General features: G+C 43.1%; 19 protein-coding genes. 7 read left to right on the forward strand and 12 right to left on the reverse strand.

All coding sequences use genetic code 11. The annotated features are described in order from the left end of the window. Positions 1 to 3: 3 nt before the first annotated feature. The 5 genes from IQ31_RS15320 to IQ31_RS15340 are packed head-to-tail and all read right to left on the reverse strand — an operon-like array spanning position 4 to position 6,239. A complete protein-coding gene (locus IQ31_RS15320) occupies positions 4 to 1,569 on the reverse strand; it encodes an SLC5 family protein (RefSeq protein WP_145328604.1) in 1,566 nt (521 codons plus the stop codon). Beyond that, positions 1,550 to 2,941: a hypothetical protein gene (locus IQ31_RS15325; RefSeq protein ID WP_145328606.1), complete on the reverse strand. Its 1,392-nt coding sequence runs from the start codon at positions 2,939 to 2,941 to the stop codon at positions 1,550 to 1,552. Before IQ31_RS15325 ends, IQ31_RS15320 begins: the two co-directional genes overlap by 20 nt. Before the next feature lie 3 nt (positions 2,942 to 2,944). Then, positions 2,945 to 3,712, reverse strand: a complete 768-nt coding sequence (locus tag IQ31_RS15330; RefSeq protein WP_232475741.1) for an SDR family NAD(P)-dependent oxidoreductase — start codon at positions 3,710 to 3,712, stop codon at positions 2,945 to 2,947. Positions 3,713 to 3,728: 16 nt separating this feature from the next. Next, positions 3,729 to 4,907: a galactonate dehydratase gene (gene dgoD / locus IQ31_RS15335; protein WP_088160977.1), complete on the reverse strand. Its 1,179-nt coding sequence runs from the start codon at positions 4,905 to 4,907 to the stop codon at positions 3,729 to 3,731. Between the two features lie 9 nt (positions 4,908 to 4,916). After that, positions 4,917 to 6,239: an aspartate aminotransferase family protein gene (locus IQ31_RS15340; protein WP_075991900.1), complete on the reverse strand. Its 1,323-nt coding sequence runs from the start codon at positions 6,237 to 6,239 to the stop codon at positions 4,917 to 4,919. A gap of 160 nt (positions 6,240 to 6,399) precedes the next feature. Here IQ31_RS15340 and IQ31_RS15345 point away from each other — a divergent pair, with 160 nt between their 5' ends. After that, on the forward strand, positions 6,400 to 7,197 hold the full coding sequence (locus IQ31_RS15345) for an SMP-30/gluconolactonase/LRE family protein (protein WP_088160976.1): 798 nt from the start codon (positions 6,400 to 6,402) through the stop codon (positions 7,195 to 7,197). A 32-nt stretch (positions 7,198 to 7,229) separates the two neighbouring features. Here IQ31_RS15345 and IQ31_RS15350 read toward each other — a convergent pair whose 3' ends face one another. From IQ31_RS15350 to IQ31_RS15375, 6 genes are read right to left on the reverse strand one after another with little or no spacing between them, the layout of a single operon-like run. After that, positions 7,230 to 7,889 carry a GntR family transcriptional regulator gene (locus IQ31_RS15350; RefSeq protein ID WP_232475740.1) on the reverse strand — a complete coding sequence of 220 codons (660 nt, stop codon included), beginning with the start codon at positions 7,887 to 7,889 and terminating at the stop codon, positions 7,230 to 7,232. A 45-nt stretch (positions 7,890 to 7,934) separates the two neighbouring features. Further along, entirely contained in the window at positions 7,935 to 10,583 is a 2,649-nt protein-coding gene (locus IQ31_RS15355) for a hypothetical protein (RefSeq protein ID WP_145328608.1), read from the reverse strand. 4 nt (positions 10,584 to 10,587) lie between these two features. Continuing rightward, the gene (locus IQ31_RS15360; RefSeq protein WP_145328610.1) at positions 10,588 to 11,580 is read right to left on the reverse strand and encodes a DUF4466 family protein; all 993 of its coding nucleotides are present in this window, start codon (positions 11,578 to 11,580) and stop codon (positions 10,588 to 10,590) included. Between the two features lie 8 nt (positions 11,581 to 11,588). Next, positions 11,589 to 11,984 (reverse strand): hypothetical protein, encoded by a 396-nt coding sequence (locus IQ31_RS15365; protein ID WP_046676362.1) that lies wholly within the window; start codon positions 11,982 to 11,984, stop codon positions 11,589 to 11,591. 25 nt (positions 11,985 to 12,009) lie between these two features. After that, entirely contained in the window at positions 12,010 to 13,842 is a 1,833-nt protein-coding gene (locus IQ31_RS15370) for a RagB/SusD family nutrient uptake outer membrane protein (RefSeq protein ID WP_075991895.1), read from the reverse strand. Positions 13,843 to 13,853: 11 nt separating this feature from the next. After that, positions 13,854 to 17,039, reverse strand: a complete 3,186-nt coding sequence (locus tag IQ31_RS15375) for a SusC/RagA family TonB-linked outer membrane protein (protein ID WP_145328612.1) — start codon at positions 17,037 to 17,039, stop codon at positions 13,854 to 13,856. Between the two features lie 376 nt (positions 17,040 to 17,415). Between IQ31_RS15375 and IQ31_RS15380 the strand changes: the two genes are divergently transcribed. The 6 genes from IQ31_RS15380 to IQ31_RS15405 all read left to right on the forward strand — a co-directional run bounded on the left by IQ31_RS15380 (position 17,416) and on the right by IQ31_RS15405 (position 24,503). Continuing rightward, positions 17,416 to 18,936, forward strand: coding sequence for a PQQ-dependent sugar dehydrogenase (locus IQ31_RS15380; RefSeq protein WP_088160972.1), 1,521 nt, complete (start codon positions 17,416 to 17,418; stop codon positions 18,934 to 18,936). Positions 18,937 to 18,941: 5 nt separating this feature from the next. After that, positions 18,942 to 20,174: an Nramp family divalent metal transporter gene (locus IQ31_RS15385; RefSeq protein ID WP_088160971.1), complete on the forward strand. Its 1,233-nt coding sequence runs from the start codon at positions 18,942 to 18,944 to the stop codon at positions 20,172 to 20,174. 7 nt (positions 20,175 to 20,181) lie between these two features. Beyond that, complete coding sequence (locus IQ31_RS15390) at positions 20,182 to 21,204, forward strand: NAD-dependent epimerase/dehydratase family protein (protein WP_145328614.1); 1,023 nt, start codon at positions 20,182 to 20,184, stop codon at positions 21,202 to 21,204. Continuing rightward, positions 21,204 to 22,265 carry a dihydrodipicolinate synthase family protein gene (locus IQ31_RS15395; protein ID WP_145328616.1) on the forward strand — a complete coding sequence of 354 codons (1,062 nt, stop codon included), beginning with the start codon at positions 21,204 to 21,206 and terminating at the stop codon, positions 22,263 to 22,265. Before IQ31_RS15390 ends, IQ31_RS15395 begins: the two co-directional genes overlap by 1 nt. A 158-nt stretch (positions 22,266 to 22,423) precedes the next feature. Then, positions 22,424 to 23,332 carry a helix-turn-helix domain-containing protein gene (locus IQ31_RS15400; protein WP_088160968.1) on the forward strand — a complete coding sequence of 303 codons (909 nt, stop codon included), beginning with the start codon at positions 22,424 to 22,426 and terminating at the stop codon, positions 23,330 to 23,332. A gap of 145 nt (positions 23,333 to 23,477) precedes the next feature. Continuing rightward, the gene (locus IQ31_RS15405) at positions 23,478 to 24,503 is read left to right on the forward strand and encodes an MFS transporter (protein ID WP_145328618.1); all 1,026 of its coding nucleotides are present in this window, start codon (positions 23,478 to 23,480) and stop codon (positions 24,501 to 24,503) included. Here the strand turns inward: IQ31_RS15405 and IQ31_RS27355 are convergent. Continuing rightward, a partial coding sequence (locus IQ31_RS27355) for a transposase (protein WP_483259536.1) occupies positions 24,483 to 24,822 on the reverse strand: 340 nt, incomplete at its 5' end. The two genes, IQ31_RS15405 and IQ31_RS27355, sit on opposite strands and share 21 nt — an antisense overlap.

Consider the following 24,822-nt stretch of genomic DNA (forward strand, 5'->3'; position numbering starts at 1 on the left):
AAGCTAAAAATAACGTACATAAAAATAGAGCACCAACACCGTTATAATTATCCACCATAAGGTCGGATTTCGAAATCCACGGTAAGCGGCTTTATCTTGATCCGGCACCCGAAAAGAATCGCCCGTCAACACAAGATTTTTTAACCTTGCTTCTGAGACCGCAGGTGTCAACAAACTGACCACGGCACAAGCAATCATACAAGTCCAGAATACAATACCTGTTCTATTAAAAAATGGCATTTCAGGTAAGGCATATTCCAAAAGTAAAGAAAGGGGAATTGTCAGTAAACCTGCTGTCAAAGCACCCTGCGATGTGGTTCTTTTCCAAAAAACCCCCATTAAAAACATCGTTGCAATGCCTGGTGTAAAAAGACCGTATAGATTCATCAAATAAAGGAAAACTGGTTTATCCGAATAACTGATCAGTACAACCGCACTCATGATTCCGAGCACGATAATAGCGACTCCGGCGCGCTTACCAAAACGGACTGCTTCGTAGTCACTTGCATTTTTATTAATATACTGGCTATAGATATCGACGGTCAGAATCGTTGTACAGGAATTGATCGCTCCTGAAATATGGGACATGATAGCCGAAATTAACCCTGCCATCACCAAACCAACCAGACCTTTGGGCAATAAGGTTTCCACGAGTGTCGCAAACAGCAAATCAGGCTGATCGAGATGCGGCAGGAATTTTGGAGCCACCAACGCCGGAATAGTAATAATCAAGGGAACCAAAAATTTAAGATAGTCACCAAAGATGACACCCATGCGCCCATGCCATTCATTTTTTGCCGCCAATACGCGCTGCACAATAAATTGGTTCGTAGCACAATAAAACACGCTGATACACAACAGTCCGCCTAAATACATGGTCCAGGGAAAGTCAGGATCAGATGCGGGATAAAACATTTTCCAATCCTTGGAGGATTCTACCACAGACTGAAAACCTCCTGCCGCATCAATGGTGGCAAAAGTTAATACTATTCCGCCCAGCACCAAAATGACAAGCTGTACCATCTCCGTCCATATCACCGCTTTTAGACCGCCTAAAACGGTATATAAACCGGTCAAAATTGCCATTCCAAAAATACTGTATAAAATAGGAATGCCGAATAAAGCGTGCAACGACAGACCGCCCAAATAAAGAACGGCCCCAATCTCCACAAAAACATAGGTAAACAGGATCAAAATAGCGTACAACACGCGGGTAGCGTTGCCATATCTTTTTTCGAGGTATTCAGGAATCGTATAGAAACCATTGCGGATATAAAAAGGGAGAAATATCCATAATAATGCATTAAAACCGATTAGAATCGCTCCCCATTCCAGGGTAATCGCGACAAAACCGCGACTATAAGCAGCCCCCATAGCGCCAACGAGATGATGGCTACTGATATTTGCGGCGATGATACTTCCGCCAATCATCCACCAAGGCAACTTATCACCCGCAAGAAAATAATCCCGCTTAGAGGCGGAGTTTTTTTTCGAAGCGTATAAGCCCAATACCACTATACCAATAATATATACGGCAAAAATAACGACATCAATCCAATCGAGTTTCATCGGTCAATAATGTTTGAATTCCTAATTTAGTTTGTTCAATAAGTATTTCAAGACCGCCGCTGGCATAAGGGCTCTGCCACACGGCATAAATATCCTTATCATAAAGCTCCTTCGGTGCGAGATACCCCACATAGCCATTCGCGATATTGATAAAAACGATCGTATGATCTGGAAATTGGGCTCTCACTTCAATTTGATAACAGGAATAGGCTTCGTTGGCCTGCGCCACCAACACGGCATCTCCCATTTTCCAGATCCACACCGGAATAATAGCTTCTTGTTGATCTCCAATGGATTTACGGGTATTATATTTCCGCCAAAGGCGATCTTTCATAACACGATCCGCACAGCGTTGGTATTCACTCAAAATTGCTTCGGGACTAGGCAGCTTTTTGTAAGGCACTTTGACGGATAATACCCTTTGCTTAAGATCGATTGAAGTAGTCTGTTCCCGAAATCCCCAACAGGCCAGTGGAGCCCCCGAAATCAAGGCTTCCTTAAAAACCCAGTTTTTATGACCATGCTGTTCCTGGGCCAGCGTCGCGAGAACAGCATAACCCAACTGCTTTCCGTTGGCTTCGACCAGTGCTGGATCCTTTACATATTGTCTCCGTGGAGCTAAATCACCTGACGCGCCCTGTAAAAAAAGACAAGGCACGGATAAGGAGCGCTCTACTGTATTTCGCATTTCGCCCACAAAATCGGGTGAGAGCAAATCGTTCTCGTGAGCAAAGCTGGTTGGGTGGCAGGCATAATTACAAATAACCGCTTTTAAGCTTTCAGTTTCATCATACAGCCGTCCGACCAACAAGGTTGTATCTGCTTCTTTCAATGGATTGTAACCAATCAGATAATGAGAATCCACTTCCAGATCGCGGTTGCTTGCCAAATCACATACACCATAGTTCCAGGTTAGACTCCCCTTAAATAAACCACTTTGTGCCATTTCAACACAAGATATCGCCTGTTGTTTGAGGAATTCAAGGTACGGCAAAATCAGTTCACCTCCAGGTTGCGCTGCATCTGTCGAACAGATGCTAGGCCCCGCATGGGTATGCGATAGCGCAAAAATCAGCTGCGATTCAGCCAGATTAAAATGACTGAGCAATGCTAATCGCAGATTTTGTTCATCAGCTGCATTTTTCCACCAGCCTAAATCAGCGGTTAGCAGGATTGCTGGCAAGCCATCGCAGGATTGCATATATAGACAATGCATCATCAAAGGTTGATGAACAGCCGTTGCCTGGTCAAATGCAGCCGCCCCCCAATTACGGGAATAGATGCCGATCGGTGGAGTAATATCACATTGGCTAAGTCCAAATCGTCCGTACAAACTACCCGTCGTTTCTTTCAAGAGGTCTTTCTGTTTCATACGTTAAGGTCTAATCAAAGACAGTCCACCATCCATCACAATTGCGGTACCAGTCATATGTTTACAATTGTCCGAACAGATCCATAGCACCTGTTTAGCAACCTCTTCGGCTTCTATAATCTGGCCAAGTGGCACCACAGCCTTTGCTTTCATTTGAAGTTCGGCGTTTGATGACCAGACCACTTTGCTCAACCCGGCATTGACATAGCCTGGTGCAATTTCGTTGACACGAATTCCATATGTTGCGTATTCAAGAGCCATGGCCTGGCAAAGCATACGTAGCCCAGCCTTAGAGACACTATAGGCCGGTAAATTTTGATGCACGGCATGTGCAGCCCAGCTACCCATAAAAACGATCGAACCCGCAAGCCCAGTCTCCACAAATGACTTCGCACAGGCATTCGCCAGGAAGAATGAACCGTCGAGATTAACGGCCATTTCATTCTTCCATTCCTCGTTGCTTAACGTGCTGAAGTCTTTAATAGTGACACATGCGGCATTCGCGATACAGATGGATATTGCACCCAACTCCTGCCTTATGCGTTGTACCCAGGCGTCAACCTGCCTGGCGTCTGCAACATCGACCTGATCATAAAACAAACGTGCTCCAGCACCATCCAACAAGGGCCACCGCGCTCTCGCCACCTGCGGCTCAAACCGATCCGAGATGCATACAATTGCCTGCTGGGTCAAAAATGCTTCGGCCATAGCCCTTCCGATATCACCAAGTCCCCCACTGATCAATACGACTTTATTCTTATATTCCTCCATTATCGCTCTTTTTAGACTACCAATCCCCTACACTACCGTCTTTATAGAAGGTTCGCTGCAAAATTTCCTGTTGAAAAGGATGCTTCTTTACCTCTTCTTCATTGATTTCAATACCCAAACCGGCGCGCTTATTTGGCAGAACAATCCGCCCTTTCTCTTGAACTGTAAACCCTTCGGTAACCACGTCCTGGCGCCATTCAACGTCCTTATGCACACTTTCGCAAATAATATAAGATGGTGTTGCAAATCCCAGCTCAATGGAGGCGGCCGTACTCACAGGTCCCTGAGGGTTATGTGGCGCCATAGATACACGGTAAGCATCAGCCAAAGCTGCGATCTTACGCGCTTCAGAGAGACCGCCACAATGGGTAATATCAGGTTGAATCACACTCACTGCCCGCTTCTCGAGCATATCCCGAAATGCATGCACTCCGATCAAACGTTCGCCTGAAGCTATAGGTGTCGTCACCGCCCGTTGAATCAAGGCAATATCTTCCATGGACTCTGGCCAACATGGCTCTTCAAAGAAATACAGGCCATAAGGCTCCAATGCTTTCGCAAATTGCATCCCCATACGTGGGCTTGGCCGTGCATGGCAATCCACCATAATATCAATATCGTCGCCGACAGCGTCACGCATCGCCTTCACGCAAGCTTCAGCATATTTAATTGGACGAAGACCTTCCAAAGACATTGTCTCTGGGACAGCCATCGATTTAAAAGCGGTAAAACCCTCATCAACAGCTTTTAGCGCAAGATCACCAAATCGTTTGGCATCATCCGGAGCAGTCTCATAAAAATCCTCCATGCGACCTCCACCTAAATGACAATACAAACGGATATAATCACGCACACGGCCTCCCCACAACTCGTGACAAGGGACATTGTGAATTTTACCTAGAATATCCCATAAGGCGATGTCGATACCACTGATGGCCGTACCACGAACGATCCCGTTTCCATGCCAGAAGTGTTGTCTATACATCATCTGCCACAGGTATTCAATACGACGCGGATCTTCACCGATCAACAATTGAGAAATATCTTTGATTGCTCCGACCACACTTTGCGTATGCCATTCCAAGGTGGCTTCGCCCCAGCCCCAAAGTCCGGGCTGATCGGTAATAATTTTGACAAAAATCCAATTTCGCATGCGCGCATGGCACACAAAGGTTTCAATAGCGGTTATTTTCATAGTTAGGGTTTACAAACTTTTTATTACGCGTTCAGTTGCCTCCAACGTTCTGTCTATATCATCCTCCGTATGCGCAAAGGAGATACTTCCTTGTTTAATTGGTGCCGGGAAATTGAAAATCCCTTCTTTAATAAGCTTTTTACGATATTGGGTATCCAGTTCAAAGTTGTGGTTATCCAAAATATCATGAAAATTGACTGGCGCATGGTCCATAAAATATGTACAGAAGGCAGATCCTTGACGTGCGACATAAAATGGTACGCCTAATTTAGGAAATATTTCGTTATATCCCTGCTCCAAACGCGCACCAAGTGCTTCTACGTGCTCATAAACTCGATGCTCAGAGCTGCCTAATTTTTTCAATGTTGCTATCGCCGCCGCAGTCGTTAATGGAAAGGCATTAAAAGTACCGGCAATCATCACCCGCTTCGACTTATCAGGATCCACAAAGTAATCCATATATTTTTTCTTGCCTGCAATAACACCCAATGGGTAGCCGTTTGCAACCGCCTTTCCGAAAGTTGAAAGATCCGGCTGAATACCACAGATCGACTGATAGCCCCCCAGCGCATGTCTAAATCCAGTTTTCACTTCATCAAAGATCAACAGAAATCCATGCTCGTCCGCCATCTTGCGTAAGCCTTCCAGGTAACCTTCCTTTGGCTTTACAATACCGATATTCTGAAGAATAGGCTCCAACAAAATACAGGCAACATCGTATTTTTGAACCACATACAGCACACTTTCCAAATCGTTGTAGTTGACAATGTGTACTAAATCGCTGTGATTTTTGGGAACACCAGCACTTAATGAATCGAATGGATATTCCCCCGGGCTTTGATATGAGCCAACATCTGCACGCTGACTGATCACATTGCAGGCCACATCGTTATGCCAGCCATTGTACCCCCCCTGCATAACAATCACATGATCACGCCCTGTTACCGCACGGGCAATACGGATCGCATGGTAAGTCGCTTCCGACCCTGTCGTTGTAATCTGAACGCTCTCCACCGAAGGAACAGACTGACAAAAAAGCTCCGCAAACTCACCTTCCAGTAACGTTGGCCCAGCCCCCATCAATACCTGCTGCTCCTGCAATGTCTGTAACACTGCGGCGTTCACATCAGGATCATTATGCCCCAGAAAGGATGCTGCAAATCCAGCCTGATAATCTATGTAGCTGTTCCCGTCAATATCTTCGACCAAACTACCATTCCCTTTGACGAAGCAGATATTCGGATCTGACTTCCGATTTAACGATACCACTCCACCGGGTATCCATCTTGCATTCTCCCGCAGTATCGCGGCTGATTTTTCATTTTCTTGCATGCCTATTAAAAGTTTTGCTATTTGTTATTGTTATAATTGGACGATCACCGCCACACATGTTGCAGTCATCAATAATTTGTATTTAAATACACCTTATTTTATGTATACCAAATTACAATATTTTTGTATACATTTAAAATAAATTTTAAAATTTTTAAAAATGAACATTCTCATTGAAGGACTTCTTTTTCCAGAAGGCCCCGCTTTCGACCGGGAGAGTGGAATATGGCTTGTGGAGAAAGAAGCAGGAAACTTGGTCTATTACAAAGACAATCAGTATAGCAGAATAGCTGTGAATGGACATCCCAACGGAATTGCAATCGACAAAAACGGCATAATATGGTTTTGCGACTCACAACAAAACAGCATCCGTTGCTATGATCCCTTCGACAAAACCACGACGACAATAGTCACGGAAATCGCAGGGAAGCCATTAAAAATGCCCAACGACTTATGTTTTGATACTGAAGGGAACCTACTATTCTCCTGCCCGGGAAGTGACCTGGAAGATGGCACAGGCTACATCTGCTGCCTACATAAACATGGTGCGCTTACGAAGATCCACACAGGCCTTTTTTACCCAAACGGATTGGCCTTTGCAGCAGACAACTGCACACTTTTTGTCGCTGAAACAGGCACAAAATGGATCTGGAAAATGCACTGGAACAGCTTGACACAACAGGTAGAAAACATCGAAAAATTCATAGAAACAGGCGGTAGTATCGGCCCGGACGGCATAGCTCTCACGAACGACAATTATCTTTTTGCAGCGATTTATGGATCGCAACATATCCTATCCATTGACACCAAAAACAAGACGATCGAGAAAATACCTACGCCGGGGAAGAATCCAACAAATTGTGCTTTAGACCCAAAAGGCATTCAGGGACTTATGATTACAGAAGCTGAAAAAGGGCAATTGTTGCAGTGGGACAACACAAAAAAGGGTCTATTGTAAACAATAGACCCTTTATAAAAATCAAAAAAACATTAAACCAGTTCCAAGGCTTCTTGCTCGCCCCGATCCAAATGATGAACCAAGGTGGTATAAGCTTTATTCCAGTCATCCGCTTTCAGCGCATCAACAATAGCGCGATGCTCCTTCTCCGTATCCAGGTAATCTTCCATCTGCCCCATAATAGCCCCAAGCTTCATATGGAATAAGGGGATGTTACTATTCTTGTAAATAGAAATCAACCTTGAATTGCAAGTTCCCTCAATAATCCGCTCATGAAAACGAACATCCGCCTCGCAAGCACCACCATAATAGCCTTTACTGACCATGTCGGAAAAATCGTTGCAGATCAGTTCCAAATCTTCGATAAGCTCTTTACTTTTCTTTGAAAACAGAATCTTTAATGCACCTATCTCCAACAGCTCACGCAGCTCACGAATATCCTTCACATCTTCGACCGTCATTTTCTTCACAAAGCAGCCACCTTTTTCACCAAACTCAACCAGACTCTCCCCTGCTAAACGCATAAAAGCCTCACGAACAGCCACTCTACTCACCGCCATCTTATCCGCCCAAGCACTCTCCACCAATCTTGCCCCGCCAGCCAGCTGACTAGACAAAATTTTCTTACGTACTTCTAAATAAACTTTATAGGCAAGCGAATCCTCTTTCATATTGTATACAATTTTATGCAAAAATAAGAATACAAAATCATTAAAAAAATTTAAACAATGTATTCTTTAATTAATCTTTCCCTCTTGGGCTCCATACTGTCTTCCCGGCGACAAATAAATAGTTTCGGCTTTAGATTTCCAACTGGTTGTATGATTCCCTTTCAGGACATTTATATTAAAGCTACTATTTTTTAATGAACTTTTCATATTCCAGAAACCATCTTTCAAACCGACCACAACAACTTCATACTGTTGATCTCCCGGTACCACAAATTCAATGGACTCATCAAGATATTGATTTGGTTTGGCCACCACCAGTAAACGATCAGCCACTCTTATGAGGTAATAATTCGCCTTTTCCTCCGAATACACCGGTAATTTTGAAGAGCCACTCTCCGTCATCTGAAAAACCGAAGCGTAACTGGCCTGATCACTTTCCTGCTTGGGTGAAACCATAATCCGTGTCCCCCTAGCTTCTGGCCATGGAGACTTGACCTGATAAAGATCACCAAAAACAAAAGCAGTCGAATCACCCGAATACAATTTCACTGCACACTCTTTTAACTGAGGCTTCAGCAAATCAACATAAGTAGAACCGGCTGCGTTTTTAAATTTACTGGTCAACACAAAACCTGTTTCACTTCGTACAGGCTTTTCAAGCGTATTGATCTGCCAATAAGGTTCGAATTTCTTATCATTGGTCTTAAGCTCATCCAATAAGACAATGACAGCAGGCACATCCTTTCTTTTCAAATTCAAAAACAGGAAACTTTTTGCATAGGATTTTACTTTAGCAGTATATGCCGCTGCTAGATCCATATTGAAATAGCTATAGCTCGGCTCAATGGGATCGCTACCAAATGCGGATGCCCTGATCTCTCCGGTATGGTACCAGGAATCATTTAACACCTCGTCAACCGTGCGCGGAAAACGCTGGCTAAACCGAGTCCCACCATCGTTTGTTTTGGTCCTGAATAAAAGCGGTTCCGCAGGATCACGCACCAACAGCATACTGTGTGCAACCGAACGCTTATTAAAGTTAAAATCATAAGGGGAACCATACGATAGATACAGCCCAAGATCACCAACCTGAATACCATGATGATAAATCTGCAGTGCACCTGCATCGGCATGCTGATGATTGCCGAAATGATAACCGCCCCCCTTGATTTCTGCAACCACATCGGAACTTCCGTTCTCTTCGCTCCAGCCTGTCCGGGCAACCATAGACCCTAAAATAGGTCCAAAATCTTTCGTCAACGGCATTTTCTCGCGATCAAAATCAGGCTTCAATTTCGGATCATCCAAGAGGAGAAACAAGATTGGATTGTCGGGCAAACCGCCCTGCTTGACAAACTCAGCCTTAATTACCGGATTGCCTGAATAGGCATAACAAAGCAGCATGGTCTGTGGATTTTTCCAATAAAAATCAGCACTGCTGTTGTACTTTACATTGAACATATCGCCGTCGCGTAACATTTTTCCGTCAGGCGTGCGCATATACAGCCAATAATAGGGCATATTCTTGATATTATCGTCAAAAACCGGATAACCGAGCATGCGATAATACAACCAGGCTCCATGCATTTCCCACCCAAAGCGATAGCCACCGTAATCAACACCTTGATTATGGCGCGGAGACTGATACTCAAACTTGCGCATGGGCACCAACTCTTCCAAAATAGAATACGAAGTATACTTGTAAGGTACCGGATCCTCGTCATATAAAGCAATACTCATTGCCAGCAGATCGCGCGACACCTGCGCCTCATTGCCATGCCCATTGATAATACTTTCGATACCAAAAAAGGGAGGCCAGCCAATTTCCATATCTTGCGCCAGACGCATCATATTTTTATGTAAACTGGTCTTAACGTGCACATCCAATAATGCGTAGCACCAGTCATACACCAGTGCACCCGTATAAATTGCACGTCCCAACTCGCGTGTAATATCACCATAGGAAACATTCCCGAACTCCAACATTGTCAAGTATTGATCGGCCAGCCTGACCGCTTCCCTGCCTATTTTTTCGTCACCGGACATGAGGTAATAAAACGCTTTTGATTCAATAGCACGCTCGAGCTTTTCATCGTAAAACATTTCCTTATTCGGATCAAAAATAAATTGAACAGGTTGTTGCGCAAGTGTTTTCACTTTCCCCCAAGCTTCGAGATGCTCCGCTTCTTCCAACCGCCCCTTAACGACCGGCAATGATTCTTTGTTAACCCATAGCCTCGGGTGACCTGCAGGAGGAACAATCTTTGGTTTATAATTTTCTGCTGCAGCTGGCGCAACCGGAGGTACAAATACATTGATTGAAACAGCTTTAATCTTAAAATAAGCCGGCAATTGCATGCCGACCATCTGCTTCCCTTTCTCAAAATAAAATTTACCAAGATCTTGCTTCGCACCTTTAAAGCTGTCAAATACGATCCGTTTGGTCGATCGTGCAGCGCGAACATCAATCGTCGCATACAGCGTCATCATACCTGTTTTATCTGCCGCCTTAATTTTATCCAAATCGGTAACCTCACCTTCAGAAACCAAGGTATAGACACCAGCCGTCGGAACATCCACCTGCACCTGCAGGCGCTGTCCATTTCCCTTTATCGAAGTAACCTTTGCCTGCTGCCCATAGGACGTTCCAAGGATCGCCATAAAAGCGATCCCTAGAAAAGTACCTTTAACTTTTAGCCATATCCTTTCACCCATATCTTTATTTTACTTGCAACCTTTTTACACTGATCTTCATTTCTTTTGTCGTATTATTTACGCTATTGACAAATACATAAGCATTGTATTTACCATCAGCCGTTTGCAGCCATATTCCTGATTCAGCTTTTAAATTAATCGCAAAATCTGGCGCATCTACGAACGATTTATCTTTCAAATCCACATCGTCCACAAATACACTGTATTGCAATCGTGCCAATTGTTGATCGCGCACCGTCCAAGCCTTCACGATCTTCGTTTTATTTGTCAGACCCACAGGTAAGGTGAAGCTCGGCAAATAACTGGCATCCGTCGTGGGAGCAACCAAAGAATGTGCGTAAGTCACCGTTGGCAACGCCCGGTACAAATAGATCAAATCGATCTTATCCGGGTTTGCTGCCGCTTCGGTAGCAGTATACCATTTTAAGTCAGCCACAGAAAAAAAGCAGGCCGCGCCGTCTTTCCCGATCAGGTCCAAGGCCATATCCATATTACGAATCGCATAAGCTTCGGTCTTCAAGGCAATTTCCTGCCCATTACTGGACCTCGCCCTAAACGTAAAAGTGACCGATTTACCTTTTGCTGCTGCCGGTATTTTGTAGCTATAACGCAACGTTGAAGCGGAGGTATCTTTTGTAAATTTCACCTCCATGTTATTCCCATTTACTGTAGCAGGGTCGCCAACAACAACACCTATATCTGCCCCCGTACTACTGGTGTAGTACGATTTGTTTTCAAGTACAGTACCCTCATCACCCGCAATACTGGCTTCTACAGAAATTGATGTAAGTTTCCCCTGATCTGGCAAAATCGCCGCAGCATAAGCAAAATCTATGGTAGCCCCAACCACATTTGGCCCTAAAGAGCGCTTAATAATATCGTTTTGCAAACCATCTTTTGCTGTTGGAATTTCATAAGCTTCTTCTTTACAAGAACCGAACAACAAGAGCCCAAATCCGATGGACAACAGCCCTATTTTTAAATAATTTGTTTTCATCAGCTTACTTATTTTTGTACTGTCAAATAAACTTTATACGTCTTACGAACCTTTCTATTTCCAGACACGACAGTCCATTCACGTGGCGTATCCAAATTGGAAAAATCTTGTTTTCCTAAAATCTTAGGATCTAACACCGCATCGGTGACCAATGAAAACTGTGGGTATAGATTTTTCAAATCCGTACCAAAGAGCACCTCCACTTTTATGGTTTGCTCAACGGTATCCACCAACGCAGCTTTTGTCCGTACCGTCTGAAAATCGGCGCCCAACAGTTCAAAACTACTGACATAACATTCCGACCTGGTCGTGATCAACAAACCATCTTCATCCATTGGATAATCATCCTTACAACCGGACAAGCTAACGAACAGCATACCGATTAAAAATAATGTATATTTCATTTTATTACAGTCAAGTGTTACCATATTATTTCCAAGGTATATTTTGTGTTAAATTCGGATTCCGCGAACGTTCTGTTTCCGGAATTTGATAGATATAACACTTTTGATAAGTCAATTCAGACTCATTGAAGAAAAAGCGTTCCCAATTATTTCCAAAACTATCCTGGAACCATTTTCCATCACCATAAGGTTTGCCAAACACTGTTTCCAGTTTACGCCATCTCCTCAAGTCAAACGCACGCTGTCCTTCGCCAAACAACTCAACAATTCTTTCCTGCTCTATGGCATCAAAAAATGCATCACGAGACGAGGTTTTAGCTCCAGCAAGCGCAGGTAGGTTACCACGACGCCTGACCTTATTAACCAAATCAATTGCATCCGCCTGTGGACCACCAATCTCATTGGTTGCTTCAGCATACATCAGGTATACGTCAGCAATGCGCATCAAAGGCCAATTGTAATTTCCATCACTACGCGCCACACCACCATAATTGCGCACAAATTTACGCGATTGTAATCCCGAGAGATTTGTGGTATTATCGGTAAAGGAAGTTTTGTAGGAGACACCGTTAACTGTCACCGCAGCTCCCCAAGTTTTGTAGACAAAGGGAATATAACCTGTGGTCTCCGTAGGGCTCATACTCATAATCAATTCGTAATCCCACAACAAAGTCGCTTTCATGCGATAATCGCGATTTCGGTACGATTCAGGGTTCACCGCTGAATTTGCCGTAGTACGTGCTGCAGGATTTTTCACTGGATCTAGCTGAACCATCTTTGGCAAGAAATCTCCCGTAATGGTAGATTGATAACGGTCAGCCAATTCATAGCGCGGAATCGCTTGATTCTGCCCTAAAGACACCAATGGCCCCGTCCATACCCGCTGGTATTCCTCACTTTGTTTTGTTCCCACACCACCATGCGTCAGTACCATGACCATTTCCTCATCTTGGCTCAAGTTGCCCGTAGAAGGTATAAACATATAGTAATAATTTGGGAGCACATCAGCCTTCCCCAATTCACCCCATTGACCTGGATCACCATTTCTAAACATTTTGATTCCAAAATCATTGATCACACGTTTAAAATCCGCAGCGGCCGCAGTATATGCCGTTTTAGCCTCTGCAGCAGATTGTACAAATCCATCCAATTCAGGCCATCCATTTTTCTTCCACGAACCCCAATACAATTGAAACTTACCACGAAACGCCAATGCAGCAGGCTTACCGGCACGGCCAATTGCAGACCCCTTGTTGGGCAATTTGTCCACCGCATAGTTCAAATCAGCCATAATAGAATCCTTCAGCTGTGCAATAGGCATTCTCCGCACCGTATCAGCCTCTATGGGAGCTGGCGCCGATTTATAAAAATAAGGCACATCACCCCATAGGGAAATCAATCTAAAGTATGCAATGGCGCGCAACAACTTTGCCTCCGCCACGATAGTTTCCAGGGTTTGTTTTACAGCATCAGTTTTTGCTACGGGCAACAAACGCGCATTGGTATTTTCGATCACAAAGTTAGAACTGAATATAGATCCATACAATGCTCTATACATTGCCGATGCACCGGAGCCATAATTCATCGGACTATTGACCGTTAATGAAATAGGCGCCGCTCCAGTATTGTACATTTTAAGGAAATCTCCATGCCCATCAAAATGATAGTCGCGATCAAAACAAGGCCTAAATATGGAATAGTTCGCCATTAACGCAGCAAGTGCGTCATTTTCGTCCACCCAGAACGTTTCGGAGCTTGGCGTTGTTGTTGGATTCTGATTCAACAAATCTTTGCGGCACGCGGACAAACCAAGAAGCAGCAAAGAAGAAATAAACAATATGTTATATATCGATTTCATAAGTTCAAATATTATAAGTCTACATTCAGTCCAACCACAAAACTCTTCGTCATCGGATAAGCATCATTGGTATAGGTACTTTTCTCCGGATCTAAGCCTTTAAAGCTCGTCAATACCGCTAAATTATCTACCGAACCAAATACACGCAACTTCTGAATACCCAGCTTCATCAGTAATTCTTTCTTAAAAGTATAGCCAAGCTGCAGATTTTTCACCCTTAAATAAGACATGTTTTGCAGCCAAAATGTGCTCAAATACGCATTTGGACTCGTTGATCCTAATGTACTTGGAAGCAGCTTAGGATAATCAGCATCGCGATTGTCCAGGCTCCACATATTATTCCACTGGTCCTCAGTAATAGCCTGATTTGCCGTTCCTAAAAAGTTCGAATTCGCTTTGTTCATCCAAAATTCCTTTCTTCCTGTGGCAGCCTGCAACAGGAAAGAAAAATCAAAACCTTTGTAGTCTACCGAACCTCTAAATCCGTAATTCACCTTTGGCCTACCCAGTTGATAAGCTGGATATGCCACACGGTCATTCGCATCCAATTTGCCATCACCATTGACATCTTTCAACAAAATATCTCCTGGAGAAGCGCCCTGAGGAACAGCATTATAGACATCCTCCCAAGACTGAGCAATGCCCAACGATTCGAAAGCATAGATAAAATTATAAGGCATATCAATAAATACCGAACCTCTTTGCAACTGCTCATTCCAAGACAGCAGCTTGTTCTTGTTATACCCAACATTAAAGTTCAACATGTAACCCACATCTCCCTTTCGGTCATTCCAGGTAACATTTGCTTCCAGCCCTTTATTCATCATATCACCAATATTACGTCGGGGGGCAGTGAATAAACCCGTCAGATGCATAGATACATCCGAAGGCCTGTTCATACCGATCGTCTTTCTTTCGTAATAATCCAGCTCCGCAGTCAGTTTATTTTTAAAGAATCCAAGATCCAAACCCAAATTAAACACGCGTGTCTTTTCCCAAGTAAGGTCATAGTTGATCAGTTTCTTATTGATCAACCCTTTGACAACAGACCCTGTTCCTGTACTATTGTCAATCAAATAATAAGGACTAGAGACCAAAGATTGCTTCTGCTCATACAATCCGACACCACTATTATTTCCCAAAGAACCATAAGAAGCTCTAAATTTGGCCGAACTCATCCTGATCTTTTCCTTAAATGCCGACATAAATACCTCGTCTGAGATCCGCCAGCCCACTGCCGCAGACGGAAAAAAACCATATTGATCACCCGGCAAGAAACGTGAAGAACCATCTACCCGGAAGTTCCCTTCAAACATATACTTTCCGAAGGCCGTATAATTTAATCGTCCAATATAAGAACGCAAACCTTCTGCCGATGATGATCCCGACACATTTTGCACGTCTTCAGAAGCGCCATCAATTTCATGTAGACTAGGGTGCAAACGATCTAAGCGACTACCTGCTAAAACACGATTATTCCAATATTCTTCTGAATACACGGCCAAAGCAGAGAAATCATGGTTAGCGCCAAACTTATGATCGTAACTCAATTTAAAATTCAGCTGGGTTTTGTAATTGTTCCGGTCTGTATTATATATCCCATCATTTGTCGGTACAAGATCCCGGATAGACAATCCCGTCCGGATGTTATATAATTTTGTCGGCATATCTGCCTTCCATTGAAAACGCGTATCATAATTTAGGGCATAATCCACTTTAGCCTCAAATCCTTTAAATGGCTTCCAGTTTAAATAACCATTCACCAAAGCCTGCTTTTGATTCATGTGGTTTTGGTTGCGCGTCATGTAATCTGCATAAATATTATTGGCCTGCGGACTTTCATTGTAAGACATTGCACCGCCATAAAAACCGGTAATAGGATCATAAGGCAATATACCTGCTGGTGAGGTAAACAGATCCATCCCACTTGTCGAGTTGGCAGTCATACCGTCTTCGTAGTTATAACGGTAATCGGACCAGTTTCCGGAGAACCGCACCCCAGCACCGATGGTATTGGTTACTTTTGTTTCGAAGTTAAATGCAGCGTTATAACGTTTAAAATCATTATTGATCTGTATCCCCTTCTCATCCAGCATACCGACAGACAAATAGTAATTATTATTTTCAGTTCCTCCATTAATGGAAACATTATAATTCCCACTTTGACCATTGCGGAGAATAACATCCCACCAATCGGTACTTGGATATAATCTTGGGTCGATCATACTTAAAGCCAACCATTCGTCGATGGTTCCATTCTTAAAATTGAATGCAGATGCGGCCGTATTATAGGCTTGTGCCCTTTGAGTAGCCGTCATTGCTTTCGCATAATTATTGACAAAATCAAAAGAGCGGGTAGGTTTCACCAGCGATTTGTTGGCACTAAAGGAAATAGCCGTCCTACTGTTTCTTTTACCAGACTTTGTCGTGATCAATACAACCCCATTGGCCGCTCTGGAACCGTATACTGCAGCGGAAGAAGCATCTTTTAGTACGGTCACACTTTCAATATCATTCACATTTACACGGTTCATATTGACATCGGGCATTCCATCGACCACGATCAGCGGTCCAGCACTGTTGACCGTCCCCAATCCCCGGATCAAAAGATCCGCTGCATTATTTCCGGCCATTCCGGAGTTTTGACTTACGGCCAAACCAGGAATAACACCTTGCAATGCCTGCGAGGCATTGGAAAGACCCCGACTCGAGGTCGATTGATCAAAATTAACACTGGCCACAGCACCGGTCAAGTTGCCTTTTTTCTGCTTACCATACCCCACCACAACAACCTCATCCAGTGCATTTTCGCTCGCATCAAGCACCAAAGCCTGCACATCTTTCCCCGACACCACTTTTGTATTAAAACCGATTAACCGAAATTGAATCTGATCTGAAACGGACCCCGTTAATTTAAAACGACCTTCTTGATCCGTAACGGTAACAGTTGCATTTTTAAGGTTACGCACTTCTACACCGGACAGTGGCTGCCCTTTGGCGTCCAGCACCTGCCCGACAAGCTGCTGCTGAAATTTAGCTAAACCCGACGAAGGGTTTAAAACATCCGAGATCGGAATCTTTCCATTGTTAAGGGAAGAAGGTACATTTGCCAATGCAGCCATCGAAATAAAAGGTAGCCCCACCAAAAGGCAACTCCTGTTTATTACATCCCGGATTTTAATCTGCTTTAGTATCATGAATACTCAGGTTAAAGTGGTTAAATAAATGATTTATAAGCTCTTTAGTTTATTGGTATTTTTTCAGGAAACATAACACTCGACCCTAATATGGTCTAAATTGCATTTCCTTAATTATCATAGTGAATACAATAATATATATTTTTTGTATACAATTCAATATTTTTTTTACTTTTTTACAAAAATAGGGTGGCTAACACATTCGTGACAATTCCAAAACACCGCTCTTTTAGCTGTGTAATTATAAACTAAATCGTATTTACTTTAGGCTGATAAAATATTTTTGTATACAATTTTACTTATTTTTTGTATATTTATTTTTATTCAACTACATTTGACTAACCAAATAAATCAAAGGAATAACCGTAGATCCTATATGAAAAAACAAACCTATATTTGGCTTGTATCGCTGGTCCCGCTACTATCCTCCTGTTCTTCCGAGACGGAAAGAGAAAGTAAGCCAATAAATAACATCCAACTGGAGCACAGCATACTATCGCTATCAAAAGAAGCTACAAAACTCCATGTGCCATGGGATTTACAATATGACCGGATCAACGATGCCATTCTGTTTTCTGAAATCGGAGGAAGTATACGAAGACTGGATACAAAAACAAAAGCTGTTACTTTGGTGGACAGCCTCACCGACGTTTACCACCAGCGCACGTTGGGACTATTGGGAATGGCGCTCTATCAACCCGAACAGCAACAGGCCTATCTTTACCTTTCTTACACCAGCAAAAAGGACAGTCTCATTTTCTCTAATTTATATCGTTACGATTATAATACGACAGGCACGTTGTCAAACCCAAAATTGCTTTTACAGATTCCTGGAAACACGGGACACAACGGTTCCAGGGTTATTGTTTCGACAGACAAAAAAGTGTATTGGGCTACAGGAGATGCCGCAAGTGATACCTTTGCACAAGACAGCACCTCATTAAATGGCAAAATCTTACGCCTCAATCTCGACGGGAGCATCCCAAAAGACAATCCAATTGCAAATAGCTATGTCTATGCATGGGGATTTCGGAACATGCAGGGACTTACCCATGATCCAAAAGGCTTAATTTACACCTCCGAACATGGCGATGCCATCGAGGACGAAATCAACCTGATCCAACCTCTAAAAAATTATGGCTGGCCGCAGATTGAAGGAATGATTGACACGGAAAAGGAAAAAGCTATTGCCAAAAACTCCCCAAGACAGGAGCCCATTAAATCGTGGACCCCAGTCGTTGCACCATCCGGAATGGCGTATTACGGTTCTAATGTTATCCCTGAATGGCAACATAGTCTATTGCTTTCGACTTTAAAAAATCAGTCTTTACGTATCCTAAAATTATCCGCCGATGGTCAACAGATCGTCGATGAGAAAATCCTATTCAAAGATCAACTTGGCCGGCTAAGGTCCGTATTGGCCTTACCCAATGGAGACATTTATTTCTGTTCAAGCAACCGTGACTGGAATCCGCAAAAGGGGTTTCCAAAACCCGATGACGATGTGATCTACCGCCTCCGTATTACCGATAAAGCCTCTGCACCAATGATTAAACCCCTTGCAGCCAACACGGCCAACTCCCCTGCCAAAAGTGGTCAGGCATTATACGAAGCCTATTGCGCATCCTGCCATAAAGCAGATGGAAAAGGACTTACAAATACCTTTCCTCCATTAGCCAATTCATCTCTTGTCAAAGGCGACCCAGCACCGCTATTGCAGGTTATCCTCCATGGACTGAAAGACAAAACAATAAACAACGTCAAATACGAAAGTGCAATGCCATCTTTTTCATTCTTGAAAAATGAAGAGGTCATTGAAATCACCAATTATATTCGCACACACTTTGGAAATTCTGCCCCTAAAATCAATCAACAGCATTTAACCTCATTACGATAAATCTCATGGAAAATAACCTCGAGCCAAAACCCTCTTTATTGAAAAGTTGGCTATCCATCTTGGGTCCCGGCATCATTACCGCCGCCCTGGTTTTCGGGCCCAGCAAAATGACCATCACATCAAAAATGGGTGCAGACTATGGCTTCTCTCTATTATGGGTTGTCGTCGTCGCCATCTTTTTTATGATGGTTTTCACCAATATGGCGGCACGTATCGGTATCGCGAGAGACGAATCTTTACTTGTTTTAATTCGCCAGAAATTTGGTAAAACAACGTCCATCATCATTGGCCTCGGAATCTTCCTCGTTGCAACCTGTTTTCAATCGGGGAATGCGACAGGTGTCTCTATTTCCGTTTCGGAAGCCACGGGGACAAACCCCAAAATATGGATCATCGTTTTTAATGTAATCGGTATCCTACTGTTGTTCTTCAAGTCTTTCTACGCGCTATTGGAAAAGCTTATGCTTGGACTTATCATCCTGATGTTATTTGCCTTTCTTTCCACCGCGATTATGATAAAGACACCCGCACAGGACTTTTTCTCAGGTTTTATTCCCAGCATCCCTCCTTCATCAGTAGGCTTAATAATTGCTTTTACGGCTTCTTGCTTTTCGATTGTGGGTGCATTTTATCAAAGTTATCTTGTTCAATCAAGAAGAAAATTATCGACCAACAAACAGCGTACTGAACGACAGATAATCGGTAGCCGAATAGGTATTATTATTCTTGGCATCATGAGTGCAGCCGTCATGGTCTGTGCGGCAAATACGCTTCATCCCCAAGGGATCAAGTTAAATTCTGCCGCTGAGATGGGCCGTGCACTGGAACCGCTTTTGGGAACCTATGCTTCACACCTCTTTTTTATCGGTCTCTTCGGTGCCTCCTTTTCCTCCTTGATCGGCAATGCCGTATTAGGCGGATCCTTACTGGGCGACACCTTTGGCTTCGGCAACGATCTCAATCACCCTAAAGTGAAACTCTTTATTTCTTTGGTCATGATTTTTGGATCTGCCATCGCGCTTATCTTCGGAAATCTTCCCTTGGAGCTTATTGTTTTTGCGCAAAGCATCACCATTTTTTTAGTCCCCTTTATCGGTATTATCCTCTTTCTGATCGCAAACGACAAAGAAATTATGGGCGCGCTCAGAAACAGCCCCTTAACGCGGTTATGGGCTATACTCGGACTTATATTACTCGTTTTTCTTGCATTTAGTAATCTCTATAATTTAATCAAATAATTCAGACATGGACCATAACAATTTAGCGGAATTGGAACAGCAGCTGCTTGCACCATCATTAGATCTAATTGAAGATATAAAAAAGATACAAGGTGATATCCTTTTCCTAGGTATTGGCGGAAAAATGGGGCCAAGCATGGCAAAGCTAGCCATGCGGGCCATTCAAGCTGCAGGAATAGACAAAAAGGTCATTGGTGTTTCGCGTTTTTCAACCAAAGAACTTCAGCAGGAACTGGAGGATCTAGGCATAAAGACAATCGCCTGCGACCTACTGAATGAGGAAGAACTCAAAAAGATCCCGCAGGTCCCGAATGTCATTTACCTCGCAGGACATAAATTCGGCACCACGGGAAATGAAGATTTTACCTGGGCGATGAATACCTATCTTCCCGGAATGGTGGCTTCTCATTTTCAAGATTCCAACATTGTTGCTTTTTCTTCGGGTAACGTACTTCCATTTGCACCAATAAGCAATGCCGGCGTTTCTGAGGAAAGAACTCCGGAGCCTGTCGGCGAATACGCGCAATCCTGTTTGGGGAGAGAGCGTATATTCGAGTATTTTTCGAAGAAAAACGGTACACCTATCCTGATCTACCGATTGAATTATGCGGTGGATTTTCGCTACGGTGTGCTCGTAGAAATTGCCAAATCGGTCAAAGGGCAGCTCCCGATAGATTTGACAACCGAAAACGTCAACGTCATCTGGCAGGGAGATGCCAACGAAATTGCCTTAAGATCATTACTGCACTGTCAGTCTCCAGCCAAAATACTGAATGTCACGGGACCTGAAATCCTTTCTACACGATGGATCGCAGAGCGGTTTGCCGAGCATTTCAACACCAGGCCGATATTTGTAAATGAACCCGCCGGAACCGCTTTACTAAACAATGCCTCCGAATGCCATCGTTTGTTTGGCTATCCGAAAACAACCATACGCGAAGCGATAGACATTACAGCCAAATGGTTGACCCAAGGCGGCGAACTATGGAATAAGGACACGCATTTTCAAGAACGAAAAGGAAAATTCTAATGAACACTTTAGACAACAAATTACAACAGTTGCTTTGGGAAGGGACGGTAATTCCGGCACACCCCCTTGCCTTAAATGAGGACCGCAGCATTGACGAGGCACATCAACGGCTCCTGACTCAATATTACATAGCCAGTGGAGCCGGTGGAATCGCCGTAGCTGTACATTCAACCCAATTCGAAATCCGTGACCCCGAGATCAACCTTTTTGAAACTGTATTGAGATGGGCTAGCGAAGAAGTCGAGAAAGCGGAACTCCAACGACCATTTATCAAAATTGCAGGCATCTGCGGTGCCACAGATCAAGCTGAACAGGAGGCAACGACTGCACTTAAATACGGTTATGATATCGGGCTTTTGAGTATGGGCGGCCTGCAGAGCTGGACGGAAAATGCCATATTAGATCGAGTCAGAGCAATAGCAGCCATTATTCCTGTCTTTGGATTCTATCTTCAACCCGCCGTTGGTGGCCGTATTTTCTCCTATTCCTTTTGGCAGCAGTTTGCCGAAATCGACAACGTCGTCGCTATCAAATGTGCGTCGTTCAACCGCTACCAGACATTAGACGTTATGCGTGCTATAGCCAACTCCAGCCGGCGAAATCAAATTGCCATGTACACGGGCAATGATGACAATATTGTCAACGATCTGATGAGCGTGTATAATTTCCCTGTAGCGGGAGAAAACGTCGCCATAGAATTTAAAGGTGGACTATTAGGCCACTGGGCTGTTTGGACGGCAAAAGCTGTTGAACTCCTTCAGGAAATAAAAACATACAAACAGAACCCCAATAACCTCCATGCGAGTCATCTCCTAAGCAAAGCGATTGCTGTAACAGACAGTAATGCAGCTTTTTTTGACCCAGCAAATGCATTCCATGGCTGTATACCAGGCTTACATGAGGTGCTCCGCAGACAAGGTCTGATGAAGGGTATCTGGTGTCTAAACCCCGACGAAAATCTATCCATCGGACAGCGAGAAGAAATTGATCGTGTATATAAAGACTACCCAGGCTTAAACGACGATGAATTTGTCAAGGAATTTTTAAAATCGAGATCCTAATAATCGCTTCCTTTTATAAGGTCTCATCACTCGGGCTAGTCATGGCTGACGAGGTGATGGGACCTTTCTTTTTGTTCCAATTCATATTTTACGAATCAATGACCGACTAAGAGAAATAGTATCCAACATGAAATGTTTGATTTTTATAACTTTGCATCATGACAACTTCCGAAAATATTATTGATTTCTATCAACGGGTATTTCGAGAATCCAATTACCCAATTGGCTCCTCGTCCGAACAAATTTCTCATTTTAACGTATTTTCACGTGAGCATTGTCCTTTAAAATCACCTTACAACAGAAAAGATTACTTCAAAATATCCCTCATGATCGGCCAGGGTCAATTGCACTATGGCGATCAATGGATCCCTATTGACCGTCCCGCACTTGTATTTTCAAGTCCGCTCGTTCCCTACTCTTGGGAAACAGACAATCCGGATCAAAAGGGATGGTTCTGTCTTTTTACACAAAAATTCATTCAGGAAGACAAACATTATAACCATAACATTCTCGAAAGTCATTTTTTCAACCCAAGTGGTAGCCCGGTCTATTTCTTAACGAACGAGCAGGTCGATCTTTTCGATCACATTTTTCAGCGTATGAATACGGAACTACGATCTGATTTTCCGTTCAAATATGAAATTATCCGAAATCAGTTACAATTACTCGTTTTAGAAACGTTAAAACTAGCGCCAAATGAGGGTATATCACCTTACCAAAACGCAAATCAGCGTATTTCCCATCTTTTCCTAGAACTATTGGAACGTCAATTTCCGATTGACACAGAAAATTTACTTCGTTTTAAAAATGCAACGGATTACGCGCAACAGCTCAACATCCATGTCAATTCGCTAAACAGGGCTTTGAAACAAAATACAGGAAAAACTACGCAAGAACTCATCGCACTGCGCATCACACAGGAAGCAAAAGCACTGCTTCAACATAGCAGCTGGAACATCAATGAAATCGCTTATGCCTTAGGTTTTGAAGAACCGGCGAACTTCAGTAATTATTTCAAAAAACATGCTGGTGTACCACCTTTAGCCTTCCGCAATAAGTCTGTTTGATTTTCACAATAATTTGTTTGAATTCTATATCTTTCGAAACAGGCAATGAAGCTACTTTTGTCGACATCATATTTACAGGGCCAAAGAGAAAAAGTGGCTGGCAACGTAAACGTCCATAGAGACGGGTAATTTAAAAAATTAAAGGATGGAAAAAAACACTAAACCACAGCAATCTTTTATCCCGACGATACTAGCATTTGCACTTGTTCCGATTACGGGACTTGCCACCGACATTTATCTTCCGTCAATGCCACAAATGGCACAGGAGCTTGGCTTGAACGAAAGCAAAATCCAGTTAACACTTTCGCTTTTTCTAATCAGCTATGGTGTTGCTCAATTCTTTACAGGAGCATTAGTTGACGCTTGGGGAAGATATCGCATCAACCTGATATCTCTTTTCCTTTTCATTGTCAGTTTCTGGATCACAGCAAGCACGCAAGATATTTGGGTTATTTACCTGATGCGCATCCTTCAGGGAATCTTATCGGCATTTGTGGTCATATCAAAACGAGCCTATTTTGTGGATGTCTATGAAGGCGAGCAGCGCAAACACTACCTCAGCATTATGACCATCGTCTGGTCGATCGGGCCGATTGTCGCTCCTTTTATTGGCGGCTACCTCCAAACACAATTTGGTTGGCGTTCTAACTTTATGGTTCTGGCCGTTTACAGTGCCGTACTTTTCATCCTTGAACTGATCTTTTCCGGCGAAACAATCAAACAGAAAAAACCACTCCATATCAACTACCTGATCGGCGAATTTAAAATGATGCTTAAAAGCAACGATTTTACGTTCGGTATACTCATGTGCGGCATATCCTACGGTCTCGTCATGTTCTACAATCTCAGTGGTCCTTTTTTTATTGAACATCAACTGGGATATAGTGCGATTACAACCGGCTATACCTCACTTATTATGGGCTTAGCTTGGATGTGTGGTGGTTTTATTGGTAAAGCCCTTATTAAAAGAGCCTTGGTTCCAAAGTTGAGAATCGCCAATTTTATTCAGATCAGTCTGATTGTCTGTATGCTGATCGTTTCACCTTACCTGTCAAACCTATATACATTAACATTTTTCGCATTTGCTGTACATTGCACTGCAGGATTTATCTTTAACAATTATTTCAGCTACTGTTTAGGTAGTCGTTCCTTAACAAAACCCACTATTTAATTTATTTTTAAAAACAGGATTAGAAAACAGCATAATTTGTATCTTATAAAATAAGAAAATAATTTTCTGTTTCAGTAGTTCCATCATTTTCTTCATGTTCCAAGCGGTTGCAGCTAGTAATGCATTGATTTGTGGTCCCGTTTCTCCCATGAAGTAATTTTTTGCCAGCCTAAAATCGGTTTTTAAATGTCCGATGATAGGTTCTATTGCCGCTCTGGTTCTAAATTTTTTGCGCTTTGTCTGCTTTTGATAAGCAGTGTCTTTTTTTCTTGGAGTGCTTGGGATGGAGATTTTCACGCCCTTTATTTCTGATTTTCCT

Origin of the sequence: Sphingobacterium siyangense, from assembly GCF_007830445.1 — a bacterium.
Classification (GTDB): domain Bacteria; phylum Bacteroidota; class Bacteroidia; order Sphingobacteriales; family Sphingobacteriaceae; genus Sphingobacterium; species Sphingobacterium siyangense.

Excerpts from the sequence above, each read along its gene's own strand:
- IQ31_RS15320 (WP_145328604.1), bottom strand. The coding sequence starts at position 1,569 with ATGAAACTCGATTGGATTGATGTCGTTATTTTTGCCGTATATATTATT.
- IQ31_RS15380 (WP_088160972.1), top strand. The coding sequence starts at position 17,416 with ATGAAAAAACAAACCTATATTTGGCTTGTATCGCTGGTCCCGCTACTA.
- IQ31_RS15365 (WP_046676362.1), bottom strand. The coding sequence starts at position 11,984 with ATGAAATATACATTATTTTTAATCGGTATGCTGTTCGTTAGCTTGTCC.
- IQ31_RS15340 (WP_075991900.1), bottom strand. The coding sequence starts at position 6,239 with ATGCAAGAAAATGAAAAATCAGCCGCGATACTGCGGGAGAATGCAAGA.
- IQ31_RS15355 (WP_145328608.1), bottom strand. The coding sequence starts at position 10,583 with ATGGGTGAAAGGATATGGCTAAAAGTTAAAGGTACTTTTCTAGGGATC.
- dgoD (WP_088160977.1), bottom strand. The coding sequence starts at position 4,907 with ATGAAAATAACCGCTATTGAAACCTTTGTGTGCCATGCGCGCATGCGA.
- IQ31_RS15370 (WP_075991895.1), bottom strand. The coding sequence starts at position 13,842 with ATGAAATCGATATATAACATATTGTTTATTTCTTCTTTGCTGCTTCTT.
- IQ31_RS15400 (WP_088160968.1), top strand. The coding sequence starts at position 22,424 with ATGACAACTTCCGAAAATATTATTGATTTCTATCAACGGGTATTTCGA.
- IQ31_RS15405 (WP_145328618.1), top strand. The coding sequence starts at position 23,478 with ATGGAAAAAAACACTAAACCACAGCAATCTTTTATCCCGACGATACTA.
- IQ31_RS15395 (WP_145328616.1), top strand. The coding sequence starts at position 21,204 with ATGAACACTTTAGACAACAAATTACAACAGTTGCTTTGGGAAGGGACG.
- IQ31_RS15375 (WP_145328612.1), bottom strand. The coding sequence starts at position 17,039 with ATGATACTAAAGCAGATTAAAATCCGGGATGTAATAAACAGGAGTTGC.
- IQ31_RS15360 (WP_145328610.1), bottom strand. The coding sequence starts at position 11,580 with ATGAAAACAAATTATTTAAAAATAGGGCTGTTGTCCATCGGATTTGGG.
- IQ31_RS15330 (WP_232475741.1), bottom strand. The coding sequence starts at position 3,712 with ATGGAGGAATATAAGAATAAAGTCGTATTGATCAGTGGGGGACTTGGT.
- IQ31_RS15325 (WP_145328606.1), bottom strand. The coding sequence starts at position 2,941 with ATGAAACAGAAAGACCTCTTGAAAGAAACGACGGGTAGTTTGTACGGA.
- IQ31_RS15345 (WP_088160976.1), top strand. The coding sequence starts at position 6,400 with ATGAACATTCTCATTGAAGGACTTCTTTTTCCAGAAGGCCCCGCTTTC.
- IQ31_RS15390 (WP_145328614.1), top strand. The coding sequence starts at position 20,182 with ATGGACCATAACAATTTAGCGGAATTGGAACAGCAGCTGCTTGCACCA.
- IQ31_RS15385 (WP_088160971.1), top strand. The coding sequence starts at position 18,942 with ATGGAAAATAACCTCGAGCCAAAACCCTCTTTATTGAAAAGTTGGCTA.